Here is an 18,321-nt window from a genome sequence, read left to right on the forward strand (position 1 = left end):
GTTCTTTTCTCTATTTTACGTTTGAAAAGGGGTCGTAACATGGTACGCAAGAAATATGAAGTACACAATCTTGACTGCGCCCATTGCGCGTCGAAAATTGAGCATGCGGTGGCCCAGCTGGAAGGGGTGGGCAGTGCCAACCTGGACTTCGTCACCCGTTCCTTTGTGGTGACGGTGGACGAGGAGCATGCCCCCAGCCTGCAAAAAAACATAGAAAAAATCATCGCAAAAATGGAGCCGGATGCCAAGCTGGTGGTGCCGGAGCAAGAGGGGAAACCTGAAAAGCACAGCGGCAGCTGGGTGAAGTACCTGCTTTTGGGCCTGGCGGCAGCCGCCTTTGCCGCAGGGCTTATTTGTTCTTACGCCGGGGTTCCCACCCTTGTCTATGCCATGATTTTTGCGGCCGCCACCCTTCTGGGCGGCTATGAAACCCTGCTTAAGGGAATCAACAGCTTGGTTCATCTCCAGGTGGATGAAAACCTGCTTATGACCATCGCGGTGGTGGCCGCTTTCGCGCTGGGAGATTTCCCGGAGGCGGCAGGGGTAGCCCTTCTCTTCTGCGTGGGTGAAATGTTCGAGGAACGGGCGGTGGACCGTTCCCGCAAGGATATCGAGGCCCTTGCCCAAATTCAGCCCACCGAAGCGGCAAAGTACCTGCCCGACGGCTCTACCAAGGTGGTGCCCGCCGAAGAGGTGCAGGTGGACGACGTAATTGCGGTGCGCCCTTTTGAACGGGTGCCTCTGGACGGCGTGGTGCTGGAAGGGCACTCCAATGTGGATACCGCCGCCCTCACCGGCGAAAGCGTCCCCCTTGAGGCTGGAAAGGGAACGCAGCTTCTCTCCGGCATGGTCAACGGCGAGACGCTGCTGAAGGTCAAGGTTACCAGCCGGTTTGAAAACTCCGCCGCCTCCCGCATCATCGCCATGGTGCAGGACGCCGCCTCCCGCAAAGGAAGCTCGGAGAAGTTCATCACCCGCTTTGCCCGGGTATATACGCCGATTGTTGTAGTGCTGGCGATTTTGCTTGCGGTGCTGCCGCCCCTTTTTGGAATGGGTGCCTTCACCGAATGGCTCCAGCGGGCGCTGGTTTTCCTGGTTGCCTCCTGCCCCTGCGCGCTGGTGATTTCGGTGCCGCTGGGCTTCTTCTCAGGCATCGGCGCTGCGTCCAAACAAGGCGTCCTGGTCAAGGGCGGCAAATACGTAGAATTGCTTTCCAAAGCGGACGCGGCGGTCTTTGATAAGACCGGCACCATCACCAGCGGCCAGCTTCAGGTGACCGAGGCTGTCTCCTTTGACGACTCCTATGCAAGCGATGACCTTGTAAAGATAGCCGCGGCGGCCGAACGTTATTCCACCCATCCCGTCGCCCAGGCCATCTGCCGGGCGGCGGGGGAAACCGGCCTGACCGGAGAAGCGTACAACGAGCGCCCGGGCTATGGTGTGGAAGCGAAGGTAGACGGCAAGCAGGTGGCGGTGGGCGCAAGAAGGATGCTCACCCAGCTTGGCATTGACGACGCTTCCCTGCCGGAAGCGTCGGTGTATGTGGCGGTGAATGGGCAGGTCAAGGGCGCCATTCAAGTGCGCGATACCCTGCGTGAGGACGCAGCCGGCCTGACCCGGGATTTGAAAGAACAGGGCGTTAAGCGCCTGGTCATGCTCACCGGCGACGCGGAGCCTGTGGCGAAGGAAATTGCCGCCCAGGCTGGGATCCCCGAATTCCATGCAGGGCTCCTGCCCCAGGACAAGGTGCGTCTGATGGAAGAAATCCGCAGCCAGTCCGGAACCACCGTGTTCGTGGGCGACGGTATCAATGACGCTCCGGTCCTGGCGGCGGCGGACGTGGGGGTCGCCATGGGCCTGGGGTCGGACGCGGCCATCGAAGCGGCGGACGTGGTTTTGGTGGAGAACAAACCTTCCCGCCTGGCAGGTGCCATCCAGCTCTTCAAGAAGGTCATGCGCGTGGTACGCTTTAACATTGTGTTTGCCCTGGCCATCAAGGCCGCGGTACTGGTGCTGGCCGCTTTCGGTATGGCGCCCATGTGGGCGGCGGTGCTGGCGGATACCGGCGTGGCCCTGCTGGCGGTGCTCAATTCCGCCCGGCTTTTAAAGTGCAAGCTGTAAGCGGACGAAACAAAAGGGATGCTCCCGGCAGGTAAACCGGAACCTTCCGTCTAAACCCGATGCAAACCATTTTAACAAACAGCCCGGCAGCTTAAGCTGCCGGGCTGTTTGTTAAAGGTAAGGCGAAAAGGAAGATACGGTGTAGGGATGCTTTCCGGGAGAGAATTCCCTGCCCAAAAACGGCCGGGGCAGGAGGGAACCAAACTCGCCTACAGATAGAAAATCAGGATTCCCACTAAAATCAGGCAGTTCCCCAGAACCTTGCGTAGGGTCAGCTTTTCTTTTAGCAGCCACCAACTTAAAAGCATAACCAGAATGTACCCCACCGACTCGATAATCGGCCCATTTTTATAATCCATCCCTGTGAACGCGAAGATGGTTAGCAGGGTGGACACCACCATCAGGGAGTAGCCCACGATCACATGGACATTGAGGTATTCCTTGAGAAAGGAGCCGTGTTCCTTCTGGGCGCTTTTCTTCAAAAGGATCTGAGAGAAGGAGGCCACCGTCACCGAAGCGAAGAGCAGCAGCCAGTAACCATTAAGATTCATCGGTATTCACCACAATCGTTCCCGCAATGACCACCGCCGCGCCGATGGCATTTTGGATTGTCACTGTTTCATGAAAAAACACCACCGCCCACAGCATGGACCACAGCAGCGCGATGGAACGGTTGGCATAGGCCACCGACAGATCGAACCGTTTGATGATCTGCTGCCACAGCAGCGCATAAACGCCCAGAATGACGATTTCCAGCCCATAGCATCCGAGGAAGCCGGGGGAGAGAAAGGCAAAGCCAGAGGCAAACTTTGCCGCCACCGTGGAAAGGGTGTAGATCATTACCACCAATTGAAGCAGCAGGATGCTCTTGATGGTAGCTTTGACGCGTTTTGGCGCGTTTGGCAGTTGGTTTTGCTGTTGTTTTTTCATAGCGCAGAAACCCTTCTGAGCGTTTCCCGATCGTTGCCGGCCACAATATAGTAGCCGTACCGGGTGGAGCTGTCCACAACCTGGCGGGTAAAGGGTTCGATTTCGCTGACAAAGCGCACAAGCTCCGGCGCCTCTTTGCGGATGAAATGAAGCCGGTCCAAATCCTCCCGGCCGAACACAAACCGGATGGCGGCTGCTTCATAATGAGGGCCTTTGGCGAATGTCACAGGCATCCCTGCCGCCGCCTCGATTACCATGCGGATAAAATCGTACCCCGTGGAAAGAGGGACCAGGTGAGAACCGATGCAGTCTCCGCCCATGCGCGCGCCCACCTCAATCAAGCGAACCTGCCCGTCTTGGGTGACCTTCAGCTCTGAATGGGAGGCGCCGCAGGTAATATGCAGCGCGTCGAGAGCGGAAAAGACGGTGGAGACAACGGCCTCAAGAAGGGCGGGCGAAAGCCCAGCCGGCTGGACATGCCCGGTCTCAATAAAATGAGGCGCGCCGGTGGTGAACTTTTTCGTCAGCGCCAGGAAGGTGTGTGTTCCGTTCTGAGAGATGCATTCGCAGCTGAATTCCTCTCCGTCGAGGAACTCTTCCACAATCGCCCGCTTTTCGAAGGAGTTCTCCCACGCGGCCGCAAGAGCGGTCCCGATCCCTTTTGGCGAGTCCAGTTTGGTGATCCCCCGGCTTCCCGACCGGTCGGTGGGTTTTACGATCACAGGGAAGGAAAGGCGTCCCGGATCAAAAGTCTCGCCAGCACGCAGGCTTAGGAAGCCTGGGGTGGGAATACCGGCCTCTAAAAAGGCCTTGCGCATAGCAAACTTGTTGGTGGAGCGGGCCACGCAGACGGCGCTGTTGCAGGGAAGGCCCAGCCGCTGGGCTACATATTGAACCGTAATGGCAGCCAGGTCGGAGGCGATGGTGGCCACCGCGTCTGGGTGGATGTCGCGGCAGACAGTGAGGATTTCTTCCTTTTCCGTGATGCTTACCGGATAAAAAAAATCCGCCGTCTCGGCCCCCACCGCGCCTTCCTTCCAGGCGAACACATGGGTTTCAAACCCCATTTCCTTTGCCTTGCGGATCAGCGGGTCCTGAAAGGAATTGGCGCCGATGACCGCGATTCGTTTTCTGTCCATCTATAATCCATTCCTTTGTTTCATTGCGTTACAAAGAGGGGCCCTGATAAAAGTCCCGGACGGCCTCGACAATAGAAGCGAGCGATTCCTCCGCGAGTTGGTAATACATAGGCAGACGTACCAGCCGCTCGCTTTCCCTGGTGGTATACCGGTCCTCTCCGTAAAAGCGGCCGAACCGTTTGCCGGCAGGGGAGGAATGCAGCGGAATGTAATGAAACACGCACTGAATGCCCCGGCTCTTCATGTAGGTGATGAACCGGGTGCGCTCGTCCAAATCCTTGCATTTTATATAGTACATATGGGCGTTGTGTACGCAGCCCTCGGGAATCACCGGCTGTTCAATCAATCCCTCATCCCGCAGCGGGCGCAGAGCCTCATGGTAATAGTTCCAGGAACGCAGCCGGTCCTCGTTGATGAGGTCGGCCGCCAGTAATTGGGCCCATAGATAGGCGGCGTTTAATTCGCTTGGCAGATAGGAGGAACCAAAGTCCACCCAGGTGTACTTGTCCACCTGGCCGCGGAAGAACTTGCTGCGGTTGGTCCCTTTTTCCCGGATGATTTCCGCCTTTTCCTTGTAGACGGGGTCGTGGAACAAAAGCGCTCCGCCTTCGCCCATGCTGTAGTTTTTGGTTTCGTGAAAGCTGTAGCAGCCGAAGTCGCCGATGGTCCCCAGCGCTTTTCCCTTGTAGAAGGCCATTACCCCTTGGGCTGCGTCCTCCACCACCCGCAGATTATGCTTCTTTGCAATCGAAAGAATCGTGTCCATCTCGCAGGCGACCCCTGCGTAATGTACCGGCACGATGGCCTTGGTGCGGGGAGTGATTGCCCCTTCCAGAAGGGTTTCATCCAAATTCATGGTGTCCGGCCGGATGTCCACAAACACCAGCTTTGCCCCCCGCAGCACAAAGGCGTCCGCCGTGGAGACAAAGGTGTAGGAGGGCAGGATGACCTCGTCCCCCTCTTCGATGCCGCACAGCAGCGCCGCCATTTCCAGCGCATGGGTGCAGGAAGTGGTCAGCAGGGCGTTGGGAACCGAAAACCGGTCCATAAGCCATGCGGTGCACTTTTTCGTAAACTCCCCGTCGCCGCAGATTTTATGCTGGGCGATGGCCTGTTCAATATAAACGGCTTCGTTGCCGATAAAAGGAGGAATATTAAAATCAATCATAGGGGATCTTTCGCCCCTCCTTTTTAATTTTTAATTATTTCACATAAGCGGGATAGAGTACCAGCGCATAGGAAAGCACGCTCAACGCAACCACGCCCGCCCCGATGCAGGCCTGCAAAAAGACTTGGAATTTTTTGCTGACAAACAGCCGTTCGATCAGCGTTTTAAGCCCCAGCGTTACCAGGAACATAAACGGGATGAGCATGGGGAGAAGATAGCGCCCCTGGGGCTGGAAGTCGCTGCAATAGGAGTAATACAGGCTTAGCAGTACCGGTATGCACAAGGCAAGCACCATCGTCCCGAAGAAAAGCGCCTTTTTCCATTCCTCGCGGCTGCGCCCACGAATGCGGGACAAAGCGTTGACCACCTTGACGGCCACACCGAGAAACCCGGCAAAAAAGAGAGCTGTGTAAAGCAGATACATCCATGTGGGCAGCGGGTAGCTCATATATCCGAAAAAGCCGATAAAGCTTCGATAGGAGGTTTTCAGCCAAAGCATATCAAAGAGCATATACGCAATGGATACGCCCTGCGCTTGGGGGGTAACCCGGTTGGAGGGCTTTAAGTCCTCCCTTGCATACATCTGCGCGTATTCGTCCGACGTGCGCATGCCGAGAAAGTCGCCGTTATAAAGAACGGCGTTGCGGATAAACCACCATCCCACCAGGAGAAGAACCACAGCCACGATGAAAACGCCGTATTTGAGCATGGACTTGTAATCGTACCGCTTGTTTTCAAAGAAAAAGAAGGAAGCTGCAAAAAGCAGAACACTGCACAAAATAAAGCCGTAGGCATTGTAATAAGACAGGGAACACACGGCGATTGCGACGGCAAGCAGCAGACAGCTTTTTACGTCCCACCGCTTTTGAAGGCCCAAAATCCACGCATAAACAATCATTGCGGAGGAGAACATGGCCAGCGCGTCGTTGTTGACATAGGAAGAAATGAAGACAAACTGGGGCAGCAGCGCCACCAGCAGCACAAACAGATAGCGATACCCGCCTTTGAAGAGCTTTTTCCCAATCAGAATGCAGAAAAACGCGACGCCCACGCAGCAGAGGATGCTGACCATACGGGCGGACATGAGAAGGGCGAACGGGTCGGTGGTGAAAAGGCTGGTCACCTTCATAAACCCGGCGCTGATGATGTAGGACAAAATGGGGGTAAACCCGTAAGAAATGCCCCATATAGGATTGCGGATGGAAGGGTCTCCGCCATGGGGAAGCGCCCCATGCTGATAGATAAATTCGGGAATCTGGTAGCGCATGTATTCATCCGGCGCCGAGTTATAAGGCTGTGTAACCGCCCAGACCACATAAAAGCCGAACAAAAGCACAAGAATACCAGACGTCAGGAGATATTCTTTTTTCACTGTTCTCATTGCAAACGCTCCAAGTTCTTCATCAAGAGGAGTATTCCATTTTATTGGAAAATCCACTTTACTTCTTTTAACGGCTAGTATAGCACCACATCCGTAAAATCTCAATCGACGCCGGCATAACTTTATTGATTTGTTACAAGAATGAGAGTGGGCAAAAACCAAAGCACTCATGCAGAAAGAGCCTGATTTTCCTGTCGTTTCGGACATAACCGGATTTCTTCCCCTTCCTTGCTTTTTTGCAGCGCCATGCTATAATTTAAAGGCGTTTGTTAAGAGTGACGACGAAAAGCCCGGAAAGGATCTGACGCATTTTTATGGACAAGCTTTCCATTGTGGTGCCGGTTTACTTTAGTGAGGACAATTTGCTTCCCCTTTACGCGGATGTAAAGGAAAAGGTCCTCGAAAAGCTTCCGCACGGCTGGGATTATGAGCTGGTGCTGGTAGATGACGGGTCGAAGGACCGGTCTTACCAGGTGATGTGCAACTTAAAGAAAATCGACCCGAAGATCCGCCTTGTAAAGCTGGCGCGTAATTTCGGCGAGCATGAGGCCACGCTGGCAGGGCTGACCGCTTGCACGGGAACCTGTGCGGTGCGCAAGTCCGCCGATTTGCAGGAACCCAGCGAAATGATTCTGGAAATGCTCGAAAAATACCGAGCCGGCGCTCCGGTGGTCATCGCCGCGCGCAAGGGCCGGGACGAGCCGGCGCTGCAAACCTTCTTATCCAATACCTATTGCTTTCTGATGCGCAAGTTCGCGCTCAAGAATATGCCCAAAGGCGGGTTTGACAGTTACTTGATCGCCCGTCCGGTGATCGACGTGCTCGTGTCCATGCAGGAGAAAAACACGCCGCTGACCGAGCAAATCCTCTGGTGCGGCTTTCCTATGGAGGTCATTGAATACATCCGTCCCAAGCGGCAAATCGGCAAGTCCAGATGGACCCTTTCTAAAAAGATCAAAATGGCCCTCGATTCCTTTCTGGGCTTTTCTTATTTTCCTATCCGGTTTATTTCCGGAGTGGGGATCGTCTCCTTCCTGGGCTCGTTTGTCTGGCTGGTGGTGCTGCTGATCCAAAAGCTGGTGGGAAAGATCACGGTGGACGGGTTTACTACAGTGGCGGCCCTGGTGCTGCTGAGCTTCGGCATCATCATGCTTTCCATTGGGATTTTAGGCGAGTATATGTGGCGAATGTTCGACGCCACCCGAAACCGCCCGCCTTATATCGTGGAACGGCAGGACAAGGATGAGGAAGCGGAGAAACCGGACAAATAAGAAAAAGCCGGGACGCGTCGGGCCGTCCCGGCTTTTTAATAGGAGGCATCCTAATGAACTACATCAATCAGATAAAGGCATTTATCCCCTCAACCCGGGAGGAAGAACGGGCGAAAGCGGAGATTCTCCAGAAAATCAGAGAACAGGGGGACGCCCTTTTGTACCGGTCCGCACCGGCCCATTTTACCAGCTCCGCCCTCATTCTCAACCCCGGACGGACCAAAACGTTGCTTATCTTTCACAGGCAGTTTCAGTCCTGGACCTATCCGGGCGGCCACGCGGACGGGGATGAAGACCTGCTGGAAGCCGCCGTCCGGGAAGCGAAGGAGGAGACCGGACTTTCAGACGCTGTGCCGCTTAGCAGGGAGATCCTGTCCCTGGACCTGCTGCCGGTCTCGGAAAACCGGAAAGGCGGCTGCTTGGTTCCGGCCCACACCCACCTGAGCGCCTCCTTTGTTTTGCTCGCCGGGGAAGAACAGCCTCTTCATGCGAATTCGGCGGAAACCGGCGGCTTGTGCTGGACGCCGGTGGAAAAGCTGGACGAGTGTTGCCGGGAGGCGCACATGCGGGCTGTTTTTCGAAAACTGCTTAACCGTGCCGAGGACCTTTGCAGCAAGGAGGAACGCGAATGAAGCAAATGTTGGACGAAGGAAAGATCCTCGCGCAAAGCGAGGCGCTTTCCGGGATCGTCGCTCCTCTGCTTTCCTGGTACGACCGCAGCGCCCGGATTCTTCCCTGGCGGGAAGAGCCTGCCCCTTACCGGGTATGGATTTCGGAAATCATGCTCCAGCAGACCCGGGTGGAGGCGGTAAAGCCCTATTTCGAGCGGTTTGTATCCGCGCTGCCCGATGTATGCGATTTGGCTCAGGTTACGGACGACCAGCTTATGAAGCTGTGGGAGGGTCTGGGGTATTACAGCCGGGCGCGCAATTTGAAAAAAGCGGCGGGCGTTTTGATGGAACATTACGGCGGCGCGTTGCCCGCGTCTTTTGACGCGCTGCTCACCCTGCCCGGCATCGGTTCCTACACGGCCGGCGCCGTGGCCTCCATCGCCTATGGCCTGCCTGTGCCCGCGGTGGACGGAAACGTGCTGCGGGTGGTATCCCGCCTCCTTGCAAGTGAGGAGGACATTCTCAAACCCATTGTCAAAAAAACGGTGGAGCGTTCCTTAACCGCCGTCCTCCCGAAAGACCGGCCCGGCGATTTTAACCAAGCGCTTATGGAACTGGGCGCCACCGTCTGCCTGCCAAACGGCGTCGCTTTGTGCGAGCGGTGCCCGGTGCAGGGCTGCTGCAAAGCGCACCGGGAAGGAAGGGTGATGGAGCTGCCGGTCAAGGCAAAGAAAAAGCCCAGGAGGGAGGAGGAACGCACCGTGCTGCTCCTTTTGTGCCAGGGAAAGGCCGCCGTGCGCCAAAGAGGGAAGAAGGGGCTGCTTGCCGGGCTTTGGGAACTTCCCAATGTGGAAGGCAGGCTCGCGCCGGTGGAGGTGGAGGAGCAGCTGGAGGAATGGGGCTTCTCCGGAGTCCGGGCGGAGCCGCTTTTTGACGCCAAGCACATCTTCTCTCACATCGAATGGCATATGACCGGCTACGCCGCATATGTTAAGGAAGAACGGACGGCAAACGGGCTTACCTGGGTGACCAAAGAGCAGCTTTCAAAGGAAATCGCCCTTCCCAGCGCCTTTCGGGCGTACACGGAGGAACTTTTCCGCCGTCTTCCTTAGAGAGAAACACAGGCGCACCATGTCCGCAGAGAAAGAGCGGATCGTTCTGGCAAAGCAACCGCTTGCGCTGGATTTGGGATGCTCTCCGGCCGCGTTTGACCGCACGGAGAATACCGTCGTTCCTTTCGCGCCCTGCCGGGTGCGCGGGAATGCCCTGAATGCGCCCCTGAACTTTGCGTGGCCTGCTTCGGGAAAGGCGCGGTGGCGGCCGTCCATCCTTCAAGGTTATTTTCTTACCGCCCGCTTTTTGCAGGAATCGAGGGAAGCCGCTTGTTTGATTTTCCAGCCATGGCCCGGCTCGACGGGGCACTTGCAAAAGCCAGCCGCGGCGGCCTGCCGGGCTTTTTCTGCCGGGTGTCCCATCCCGGAGGGAATTGCGCCTCGCTTCCTGACGCATGGGGAAACCGCCGCGCTTCGCAAAACCCGCCGTTTTCCCCACGCGTTTGCCCGGGAATGTGCGGCGCTTACCCTGGCTGGGTTCGAGAGAGAGGCGGCGGGAGTAACCGCGGCGATGATGGACAGCGCCCGGCTTTGGCAGATTGGAGTGGACATGCGTGTGCAAAGCAGGGAAAATGGGCTGGGGCGCTTCCTGGTCATGAACCTGAAGAGGTCCTTGCCCGGGGAAACGTTCCCTGTTACTCCACCTGGACCGGGAATTTATTCTCAAAGCGCCTGGCGTTTCGGCGGGCTATTTTCCCGCATAGCTGGAGATGGCCTCTGTAAAGAAATGAGCAGCGCTGGTCCGCCATTTTCTTAATGGATAACAAAAAGATTGTCTTTTGCCGGAATTACAGGCAAAAGGCAATCTTTTTATTGCGGTGTTCTTTTAAAGTGTGGTATAGTGCTCCACGTGTAAAAGAATTGCGGAAGGGAAGTGGGCCCCATGTCATGGCATGTGGAAGCGGAAATGGTCGCCTTTGTCATTGTGGGAATTATTCTCATTTATTCCCGGGAAGGCAACATGCTCCCAACCCTGAAAAACCGGGTGTTCCAGCTTTGTTTGTTTACCACCTTCCTTTCCATCGGTCTGAATATCGCTTCCGTTTGTTTGATTGCGGCGGGGTCTGCCGTACCGGTGATACTCACCGATGTGGTCAATACCCTTTATTTTGTAGCTACTCCCGCCATGGCCCTGACCTATTTTTATTATACGGTCGCCTATGTCTATGAGCACAGCGCCCGCATCCGCCGTGTTTACCTCATCAGCACCATTCCCTATGCCGTTTATATGGGCCTTGCCCTGGCCGACCCGGCGACCAACTGGCTGTTCTCCTACGATGTGCAAAACGGTTACCAGCGCGGCCCGCTTCAGATTCTGCCCTATGTGGTCTTTTACGCCTATTGCGTCGGCTGTCTTCTGATCACTGCCCTGCGCAGGAAGCATATTGATCCGTCCATCCGCCGCATTCTCTACGCATTTCCCCTGGTGGCAGCCGTGGTCATAGTGGTGCAGCAGGTTGTACCGCAATACATTTTGTCCGGCTCGGCCGCGGCGTGCGCCCTGCTGGTCATCTATCTTTATCTGCAGAATAAGCGCATAACCGTAGACCCGCTCACCGGCCTTTCTAACCGGCAGGCCTATACCGCCATGCTGGAGCTGCGCCTGCGGCAAAAGCATCCCATCACCGTTGTGGTGGTGTCGCTGATGGACTTTAAGTTCATCAACGACACCTTCGGTCAGAAAAGCGGCGACCGGGTGCTCAGCCAGATTGCCTCATTCCTGTCCAAAGAGGCGGCTCCCGACCGGGTGTACCGCTGCGGCGGCGACGAATTTGCCGTGCTGATGGAAAGCGAGACAGACGCGGACAAACGCATCCGCCGGATGCGCAAGCAGTTTTCCCAGCCCTGGGACGTATTCGGCTCGGGCTGTATGGTGTACGCGGGAATCGGAGTGGCCAGGGCCTGGCAGCTGAAGCTGTCGGTGGAGGAACTGGTCAGCGCTCTGGAATGCGCGGTGGCCGAGGCAAAGGAAGGCAGCACCGGCCGGGTAGTGGTATGCGACGACCGGATGGTGGCACGGATGAAGCGCAAGCATGCGGTCACCGAGATTCTCAAGGAGGAATTGCTCAACCAGGGCTTTGAGGTTTATTACCAGCCGATTTACCGCTGCAAAGACGGCGGTTTCCCCGTGGCGGAAGCGCTTCTTCGTCTGCCGGACACCCCGCTGGGCCCCATTTACCCGGACGAGTTCATCCCCATAGCAGAGGAAACCGGTCTGATTGTGCAGATGACCTATTTGGTCCTTGCCAAGGTATGCAAGTTTGTACGCCGGCTTCTGGACGAAGGGGCCAAGCTGGAAGGCGTATCGGTGAACCTTTCGGTGCTGCAGTTTATGCAAAGGGACCTGGCCGACCATATTGCCGAGATCTTGGATTATTACCAGATCCCGGCGCGCTTCATAAAGCTGGAGATCACCGAAAGCGTGGTGGCCTCCAACTATGAGGCGGTGCTGTCGGTGATGGAGAAGCTGGCGAAAAAGGGCGTGCAGTTCGCGCTGGACGATTTCGGCACCGGCTACTCCAATCTGTCGTATGTCATGCATCTGCCGGTGGACATGGTCAAGATCGACCGCAGCTTGATCTGGTCTTCCCTCAACAACGACCGGTGCGCCACTTTGGTGGAAGCGGTGTCGCGCACTTTTGGACAAGCGGGCATCCGGATGATTGCCGAAGGGGTGGAGACCGGGGAACAGGCGGCGTTTGCACAGCGGTGCGGGATCGAGCTGATCCAAGGCTTTTTGTACGCAAAACCCATGCCGCAGGAGGAGGCGCTGCCCTATTTGATGGGTGTGAAGGAACTGGTAAATAAGTAAAGGAAGGGAGGACTGCACGTGCAGTCCTCCCTTCCTTTACTTACAGCGTCTTAGGAGCAGCAGGCTTAATGGGACGCCCGAAAACCTGAAGAGATAGGCCCCGGACATCTCCCAAGAAAGCAAAGCATGGTGCCGTTCCGTCCAGGGATCGCCGGCCATACCGCCGGCCTCGTGCAGAACGCTTGAACCTACCGGCATCCCTGGAAAAAGGGAGCGTAACGGGCGGCCAGGCGAATCGCTTCGATCATGCTGACCGGGCTTGCCGCGCCTTTTCCAGCAATATCGAAGGCGGTGCCGTGGTCCACCGAGGTGCGCAGGATCGGCATGCCGTTGGTAATGGCGATGGTGCGTTCAAAATCCAGCGTTTTGGCGGCGATGTGCCCTTGGTCGTGGTAGAGGGAGAGGACCGCCTGATACCGCCCGGTCAGCGCCAGATGAAAGACCGAGTCCGCCCCGATGGGGCCTTCCACCCGGTAGCCTTGCGCCTTTAGCGCCTCCACCGCCGGTGTAACCTCGTCGACTTCTTCGCTGCCGAAGAGGCCGTGTTCCCCGCTGTGGGGGTTGAGCCCCGCCACCGCAATCGTCGCGTCCCGCACCCCCAGCCGTTCTAAGGCGGCAAAGCAGCGCTTTGTGCAGGAAACGATCCGCTCCTTGGTCACAAGGTTGCAGGCTTCCCGCAAGGATACGTGCCGGGTGAGGAAAAACACCCGCATCCCCCGTACCTCAAAGAGGGTCAGGGGGTCCTCGGTATGGGTCAGGGCCGCGAAAATCTCCGTGTGACCAATGTAGGGAACCTTCGCCGCACGCAGCGCCTCCTTGTGGATGGGCGCCGTGCATACCGCCTGCACTTTTCCTTCCATTGCCAGGGAAACGCACCGCTCGATGTATGCATAGGCCGCCCGGCCGCACATAGAGTTAATCTCCCCGTAAGCGAACCGATCCATGTCAATGTTATCCAAATCCATAAGGTTAAGGATCCCAGGCCCGGCGACGGCTTCTTCTGGGGCTTGGACGGAGCGGATTGCCAGCGGCAGGGAAAGACGGCCCAGTACCTCTTCAAAAACCTTCCGGCTTCCTGCTACGACACAAAGGGCAGTTTCGGCCAATTCCTTGTCCACCATGGCTTTGCAAACGATTTCCGGCCCAATTCCGGCCGGGTCCCCGCTGGAAACGGCGATGATCGGTTTAGTCATGTTTCCTCCTCCTCTTGGGGCTCTGCCAGCCGCCCCACGCACCAGTCTCCATAGCTGCCGGTCAGGCGCACCGGGAGAATCCTTCCGTTTAAGGCGGTCCCACTGCATACCCGCACAGGCGTGTAATTGGGCGTGTACCCCTCCCACACGCCGCTGGCCGCTTCCTGCTCGAACAAGACCGGTTCCTTCCGGCCGGCCTGGGATGTTAGAAAAGCAGCCCGGTGGGCGGCGGTTTCGGCGATCATCCGCCGGCTGCGCCGCTCCTTTTCCTCCTTGGGCACCTGGCCAGGTAAGCCGGCGGCCACCGTGCCCGGGCGGGGGGAATAGGCAAAGGTGTGCACCTTGGCAAACCCGATACGGTTGACAAAGGCAAGAGACTCTTCGAATTCCTCTTCGGTTTCCCCAGGGAAGCCTACCATCACGTCGGTGGTGACGGCGCAGTTAGGAAAGGCCGCGCGCAGCCGGATCACCACTTTTTCGTAGTCTTCGGGCGTATAGTGCCGGTTCATCCGGCGAAGAGTTTCGCCGCACCCGCTTTGCAAGGACAGATGAAACTGCCCGCAAAGCTTCTGGCAGGCGGCAAGCCGGGCGATAAAAGCGTCGTCAAACTTGTCCGGCTCCAAAGACCCCAGCCGGATGCGCTCGATTCCTTCCACCGATACCGCCGCCTCGATGGCGTCCGGCAAAGTCAGGCTGGATTCCTCTCCGTAGGCGGACAGGTTAATCCCCACCAGCACCGCCTCCCGGTAGCCCGCCTTTGCCAAAGCGGCCAGCTCCTCCGTGATGGAGGAAAGGGGCTTGGAACGAATGGGCCCCCGGGCGGTGGGAATGATGCAGTAGGAGCAGTAGCGGTTGCACCCGTCCTGGATTTTGACAAAGGCTCGGGTGCGCTCCTCGAAGCCTCCCACCTGCATCGCCTCGAAGTTCTCGCCTTCCTCGTGGGCGCGGATGGCGACAATGCGCTGGCGGTGCTCCAAAAAGTCCGCCACATAGGACGGCAGGAAGGCACGGTTGCGGGTGCCCATCACAATGTCCGCCTCCGGCAGCGCGTCCGCCGCCCCGTCCACCGCCTGGGGATAGCAGCCGGTCACCGCGATGACCGCTCCCGGATGTTCCCGCCTGCACCGGCGCAGAAGCTTTCTCACCTTCGTGTCGCTTTCCCCGGTCACCGTGCAGGAATTGATGACGATTACGTCGCATTCTCCATCCGCTTTGGCCAGGGTATATCCAGCCCTCTGCATTCGTTCGGCCATCACTTCGGTCTCGTACTGGTTGACCTTGCAGCCGAGGGTATGAAAACAAATTGTCAAGTTCTTCGCCTCACAAATAATTTGGATTTTCCTCCTAACTATATAGGAAAACTGTCCTTTTTTCAAGGTTCGCGCCACAAACTCTTGATAATCCGCAGACGGGCGACTATAATAAGATAGTCAGAAAAATAACGATTTGGAGGAATGAAAGATGGTAAGCGTAAACATCATGCTCAATTCCATCAAGGACGTAAAGGACTTCGTCAACATCGTCAACCAGTATGATTTCGACGTGGAGCTGGTGCTGGGCAAGTACGTCATCGACGCGAAGTCGATCATGGGTATTTTCAGCCTGGACCTTTCCCAGAAGCTTCTGCTGCAGGCTGACTGCGAGGGCAATTCCAAGTTTATGGACGAGATCGCGCCTTTCCTTGCGAAGTAAAAACGCATTGCCGTATGAGGGACAGGCCCTTTTTAGGGCTTGCCCCTCTTTTTTTGCCAAGCGGGCCGCCGGGCGTCCGGGAAAATCGGACAAGCCCGGCGGTCTTTCGTTTCTTTGTACATGTTTTCGCCTTTCCCCGCATAAGCTTTAGCACAGAAGATTGCGGAGGTGTGCAGTAATGAGGAAACTGACAAAATTCTTGTCTTTGTTCATGGCGGTTGTCTTGGTGCTATGCGGGTCTACCGGCGCCCTTGCCAGTGCGTCGGATATTACGTCGGAGCTGACCGACGACGGGGGGATTTTGCCCACCATCGCCCCCGAAGATTCCGGCCAGATTCAAGTCAAGGCCAAGTCCGCCATTTTGATGGAGGTCACCACCGGGAAGGTTCTCTATGAAATGAATTCCAATGAAAAACGGGCGCCCGCGTCCATTACCAAGGTTATGACGGCCCTGCTGACCATGGAAGCGGTGGAAAAGGGGAGCATCTCGCTGACGGACATGGTGCTCATCAGCCCCAACGCCATGGCCATGGGAGGCACCACCATCTTCCTGGAAGCGGGGGAAACCATGTCGGTGGACGATCTGATGAAGGGCCTGATGGTCAACTCCGCCAACGACGCGGCGGTAGCCCTGGCCGAGTATATCTCCGGCACCGAGGAAGCTTTTGTTGCCCTGATGAACCAGCGGGCCCAGGAGCTGGGGATGAACGACACCACCTTCAAAAACGCCCACGGCCTTGACGAGGATGGACACATGACCACCGCCCACGACATCGCCGTCATGTCCTGTGAGCTGTTAAAGCACGAGAAGATCATGGACTATACGAAAATCTGGACCGGTTCGCTGCGCGACGGGGCCACCGGCCTTGCCAACACCAACAAGCTTATCCGCTTCTATGAGCCGGCCACGGGCCTGAAAACTGGCACCACCAACAACGCCGGTCGGTGCGTCTCCGCCTCGGCCATGAAAAACGACCTGCACCTGGTGGCGGTGGTTTTAGGCGGCGAGGAGAAAAACGACCAGTTTAACGGCGCGCGCAGCATGCTCGAATGGGGCTTTGCCAACTACGCTTTGGTAGAGCCGCCTATCAACATGGAAGAGATTGTCCCCATCCCGGTCAGCCATGGCATGCAGCCGGAGGTGATGGTCGAGGTATCGGGCACGAGCAAAATTCTCATCGAGAAGGCCAAAGCCGGGGAACTGTCCGCCAGTATCGAACTGATGGAACAGGTGGAGGCCCCAGTGGAAAAGGGACAGCAGATCGGCAAAGCGGTCATTACCTCCGGGGACGAGATCCTCGCGGAAGTTCCCTTAGTGGCGGCGGAGAGCGTGGAAAAGATGTCCTTCTTCAAGGCGTTTTGTCTGCTCATCCAAGGGCTTTTGGCGGTTTAAACATGACGAAACTGTAAATGTTACACAAAAAGTAAAAATTGACATGCCTTCGCCTTGCAAATATGGTGGAAATACGGTAAAATGAAACCAACCTATTTAGGAGGCGGTTGCATGGCAGTGAAACTGATTGATAGGCATATGAACGGCTTTGTCCGCGCCCATGAGCTTTGCGGGATTGCTCCGCAGGTGGCCGCGGCGCACGAGATGCTTAACAAAGGCACCGGTATGGGCAGCGACTTTATCGGCTGGCTGGATTTGCCGGTCAATTATGACCGGGAGGAGTTTTCCCGGATCAAAAAGGCGGCCCAGAAGATTCAGAAGAATTCTGACGTTTTGATCGTCATCGGCATCGGCGGGTCCTACCTGGGTGCCCGCGCGGCGGTGGAGTTTATAAATTCTCCGCTTTATAACAGCCTGAAAAAAGACACGCCGGATATTTATTTTGTCGGCAATTCCATCAGTTCCACGGCTCTTTCCGAGGTCCTTTCCATCTGCGAGGGCAAAGACGTGTCGGTAAACGTCATCTCCAAGTCCGGCACTACCACCGAGCCCGCCATCGCATTCCGGGTGTTCAAGGCCTATCTTGAAAAGAAGTACGGCAAGGACGGGGCGAAGGAACGCATCTTCGCCACCACCGACAAGGCCCGCGGCACCTTGAAAAAGCTGGCGGACGAGGAAGGGTACGAGACCTTTGTGGTACCAGACGACGTAGGCGGCCGGTACTCGGTGCTTACGGCGGTAGGCCTTCTCCCCATCGCGGTGTCCGGAGCGGACATTGACGCGATGATGAAAGGCGCGGCGGACGCGAGGGAAGCCTATGCGGTCTGCGACCTTGAGAAGAACGATTGTTACAAATACGCGGCTTTGCGCAACATTATGTACCGCAAGGGCAAAGCCATCGAACTGCTGGTGGCCTACGAGCCCAATTTCGTCATGGTGGCTGAATGGTGGAAGCAGCTTTACGGCGAGAGCGAAGGCAAGGACGGCAAGGGTCTGTTCCCGGCCTCGGTCAACTTTTCCACCGACCTGCATTCCATGGGCCAGTTCGTGCAGGACGGCTCGCGCACCATGTTCGAGACGGTGGTGCTCTTTGAAAAGGCAAAGCAGGACATTTGTATTGAAAAAGAGGAAAACGACGGCGACGGCCTCAATTTCCTGGCTGGCAAGCCCATGTCTTATATCAACCGCAAGGCTTTTGAGGGCACGGTTCTCGCTCATACCGACGGGGGCGTGGCCAATCTGGTTCTTTCCATCCCCGAGGCCAACGCCTACGAGTATGGATATATGACCTATTTCTTCGAAAAGGCCTGTGCCATTTCCGGTTATCTGCTGGGCGTCAACCCGTTTGACCAGCCCGGCGTGGAAAGCTACAAAAAGAACATGTTCGCGCTGCTGGGCAAGCCCGGCTACGAGGAACAGAAGGAACTGCTCGAGCAGCGGCTCAAATAACCCGCGTAACCTGCCTTTGGGGCATTTGAGAAATAGAAGCTTCTTTCAC

The 18,321-nt window shown here is 56.7% G+C and carries 16 protein-coding genes; 9 read left to right on the plus strand and 7 right to left on the minus strand.

Annotation, left to right across the window (positions count from 1 at the left end; translation table 11 throughout):
* Positions 1-39: 39 nt before the first annotated feature.
* Positions 40-2,121: a heavy metal translocating P-type ATPase gene (locus WMO26_RS05110; RefSeq protein WP_349218618.1), complete on the plus strand. Its 2,082-nt coding sequence runs from the start codon at positions 40-42 to the stop codon at positions 2,119-2,121.
* Positions 2,122-2,330: 209 nt separating this feature from the next.
* On the opposite strand, the gene WMO26_RS05115 is transcribed toward WMO26_RS05110, so the two are convergent.
* The 5 genes from WMO26_RS05115 to WMO26_RS05135 are packed head-to-tail and all read right to left on the minus strand — an operon-like array spanning position 2,331 to position 6,739.
* On the minus strand, positions 2,331-2,672 hold the full coding sequence (locus tag WMO26_RS05115; protein WP_349218620.1) for an EamA family transporter: 342 nt from the start codon (positions 2,670-2,672) through the stop codon (positions 2,331-2,333).
* Positions 2,662-3,051, minus strand: coding sequence for a transporter (locus WMO26_RS05120; protein WP_349218621.1), 390 nt, complete (start codon positions 3,049-3,051; stop codon positions 2,662-2,664). Before WMO26_RS05120 ends, WMO26_RS05115 begins: the two co-directional genes overlap by 11 nt.
* Complete coding sequence (locus tag WMO26_RS05125) at positions 3,048-4,190, minus strand: ATP-grasp domain-containing protein (RefSeq protein ID WP_349218623.1); 1,143 nt, start codon at positions 4,188-4,190, stop codon at positions 3,048-3,050. The genes WMO26_RS05120 and WMO26_RS05125 overlap by 4 nt, the downstream gene beginning before the upstream one ends.
* A gap of 28 nt (positions 4,191-4,218) precedes the next feature.
* Positions 4,219-5,358 carry a dTDP-4-amino-4,6-dideoxygalactose transaminase gene (rffA, locus tag WMO26_RS05130; RefSeq protein ID WP_349218625.1) on the minus strand — a complete coding sequence of 380 codons (1,140 nt, stop codon included), beginning with the start codon at positions 5,356-5,358 and terminating at the stop codon, positions 4,219-4,221.
* A gap of 34 nt (positions 5,359-5,392) precedes the next feature.
* Complete coding sequence (locus tag WMO26_RS05135) at positions 5,393-6,739, minus strand: DUF2142 domain-containing protein (RefSeq protein WP_349218627.1); 1,347 nt, start codon at positions 6,737-6,739, stop codon at positions 5,393-5,395.
* Between the two features lie 314 nt (positions 6,740-7,053).
* On the opposite strand from WMO26_RS05135, the gene WMO26_RS05140 reads away from it, so the two are divergent.
* From WMO26_RS05140 to WMO26_RS05160, 5 genes are all read left to right on the plus strand, one after another.
* Positions 7,054-8,010, plus strand: coding sequence for a glycosyltransferase family 2 protein (locus WMO26_RS05140; protein WP_349218628.1), 957 nt, complete (start codon positions 7,054-7,056; stop codon positions 8,008-8,010).
* 53 nt (positions 8,011-8,063) lie between these two features.
* A complete protein-coding gene (locus tag WMO26_RS05145) occupies positions 8,064-8,642 on the plus strand; it encodes an NUDIX hydrolase (RefSeq protein ID WP_349218629.1) in 579 nt (192 codons plus the stop codon).
* Positions 8,639-9,733: an A/G-specific adenine glycosylase gene (gene mutY / locus WMO26_RS05150; RefSeq protein WP_349218631.1), complete on the plus strand. Its 1,095-nt coding sequence runs from the start codon at positions 8,639-8,641 to the stop codon at positions 9,731-9,733. The genes WMO26_RS05145 and mutY overlap by 4 nt, the downstream gene beginning before the upstream one ends.
* A 19-nt stretch (positions 9,734-9,752) precedes the next feature.
* Positions 9,753-10,490 (plus strand): hypothetical protein, encoded by a 738-nt coding sequence (locus tag WMO26_RS05155; protein ID WP_349218633.1) that lies wholly within the window; start codon positions 9,753-9,755, stop codon positions 10,488-10,490.
* A 126-nt stretch (positions 10,491-10,616) separates the two neighbouring features.
* Positions 10,617-12,545, plus strand: coding sequence for a putative bifunctional diguanylate cyclase/phosphodiesterase (locus WMO26_RS05160; RefSeq protein ID WP_349218635.1), 1,929 nt, complete (start codon positions 10,617-10,619; stop codon positions 12,543-12,545).
* Between the two features lie 188 nt (positions 12,546-12,733).
* On the opposite strand, the gene pdxA is transcribed toward WMO26_RS05160, so the two are convergent.
* Entirely contained in the window at positions 12,734-13,738 is a 1,005-nt protein-coding gene (pdxA, locus tag WMO26_RS05165) for a 4-hydroxythreonine-4-phosphate dehydrogenase PdxA (RefSeq protein WP_349218636.1), read from the minus strand.
* Positions 13,735-15,048 carry a tRNA (N(6)-L-threonylcarbamoyladenosine(37)-C(2))-methylthiotransferase MtaB gene (gene mtaB / locus WMO26_RS05170; RefSeq protein ID WP_349218638.1) on the minus strand — a complete coding sequence of 438 codons (1,314 nt, stop codon included), beginning with the start codon at positions 15,046-15,048 and terminating at the stop codon, positions 13,735-13,737. The genes pdxA and mtaB overlap by 4 nt, the downstream gene beginning before the upstream one ends.
* Positions 15,049-15,199: 151 nt before the next feature.
* Between mtaB and WMO26_RS05175 the strand changes: the two genes are divergently transcribed.
* From WMO26_RS05175 to WMO26_RS05185, 3 genes are all read left to right on the plus strand, one after another.
* Positions 15,200-15,430: an HPr family phosphocarrier protein gene (locus tag WMO26_RS05175; protein ID WP_349218639.1), complete on the plus strand. Its 231-nt coding sequence runs from the start codon at positions 15,200-15,202 to the stop codon at positions 15,428-15,430.
* A gap of 178 nt (positions 15,431-15,608) precedes the next feature.
* On the plus strand, positions 15,609-16,823 hold the full coding sequence (locus WMO26_RS05180) for a D-alanyl-D-alanine carboxypeptidase family protein (RefSeq protein ID WP_349218640.1): 1,215 nt from the start codon (positions 15,609-15,611) through the stop codon (positions 16,821-16,823).
* Positions 16,824-16,934: 111 nt separating this feature from the next.
* Complete coding sequence (locus WMO26_RS05185; protein ID WP_349218642.1) at positions 16,935-18,272, plus strand: glucose-6-phosphate isomerase; 1,338 nt, start codon at positions 16,935-16,937, stop codon at positions 18,270-18,272.
* The last annotated feature ends 49 nt before the right edge of the window (positions 18,273-18,321 follow it).

It is taken from the genome of Solibaculum intestinale (genome assembly GCF_040096205.1).
In the GTDB taxonomy this organism is placed as follows: domain Bacteria; phylum Bacillota; class Clostridia; order Oscillospirales; family Acutalibacteraceae; genus Solibaculum_A; species Solibaculum_A intestinale.

Bases quoted from the DNA above. Each gene is read 5' to 3' on its own strand.
- WMO26_RS05115 (WP_349218620.1), bottom strand. From the start codon at position 2,672: ATGAATCTTAATGGTTACTGGCTGCTGCTCTTCGCTTCGGTGACGGTG.
- mutY (WP_349218631.1), top strand. From the start codon at position 8,639: ATGAAGCAAATGTTGGACGAAGGAAAGATCCTCGCGCAAAGCGAGGCG.
- WMO26_RS05120 (WP_349218621.1), bottom strand. From the start codon at position 3,051: ATGAAAAAACAACAGCAAAACCAACTGCCAAACGCGCCAAAACGCGTC.
- WMO26_RS05110 (WP_349218618.1), top strand. From the start codon at position 40: ATGGTACGCAAGAAATATGAAGTACACAATCTTGACTGCGCCCATTGC.
- WMO26_RS05155 (WP_349218633.1), top strand. From the start codon at position 9,753: ATGTCCGCAGAGAAAGAGCGGATCGTTCTGGCAAAGCAACCGCTTGCG.
- WMO26_RS05145 (WP_349218629.1), top strand. From the start codon at position 8,064: ATGAACTACATCAATCAGATAAAGGCATTTATCCCCTCAACCCGGGAG.
- WMO26_RS05175 (WP_349218639.1), top strand. From the start codon at position 15,200: ATGGTAAGCGTAAACATCATGCTCAATTCCATCAAGGACGTAAAGGAC.
- pdxA (WP_349218636.1), bottom strand. From the start codon at position 13,738: ATGACTAAACCGATCATCGCCGTTTCCAGCGGGGACCCGGCCGGAATT.
- WMO26_RS05140 (WP_349218628.1), top strand. From the start codon at position 7,054: ATGGACAAGCTTTCCATTGTGGTGCCGGTTTACTTTAGTGAGGACAAT.
- WMO26_RS05160 (WP_349218635.1), top strand. From the start codon at position 10,617: ATGTCATGGCATGTGGAAGCGGAAATGGTCGCCTTTGTCATTGTGGGA.
- WMO26_RS05180 (WP_349218640.1), top strand. From the start codon at position 15,609: ATGAGGAAACTGACAAAATTCTTGTCTTTGTTCATGGCGGTTGTCTTG.
- WMO26_RS05185 (WP_349218642.1), top strand. From the start codon at position 16,935: ATGGCAGTGAAACTGATTGATAGGCATATGAACGGCTTTGTCCGCGCC.
- WMO26_RS05135 (WP_349218627.1), bottom strand. From the start codon at position 6,739: ATGAGAACAGTGAAAAAAGAATATCTCCTGACGTCTGGTATTCTTGTG.
- rffA (WP_349218625.1), bottom strand. From the start codon at position 5,358: ATGATTGATTTTAATATTCCTCCTTTTATCGGCAACGAAGCCGTTTAT.
- WMO26_RS05125 (WP_349218623.1), bottom strand. From the start codon at position 4,190: ATGGACAGAAAACGAATCGCGGTCATCGGCGCCAATTCCTTTCAGGAC.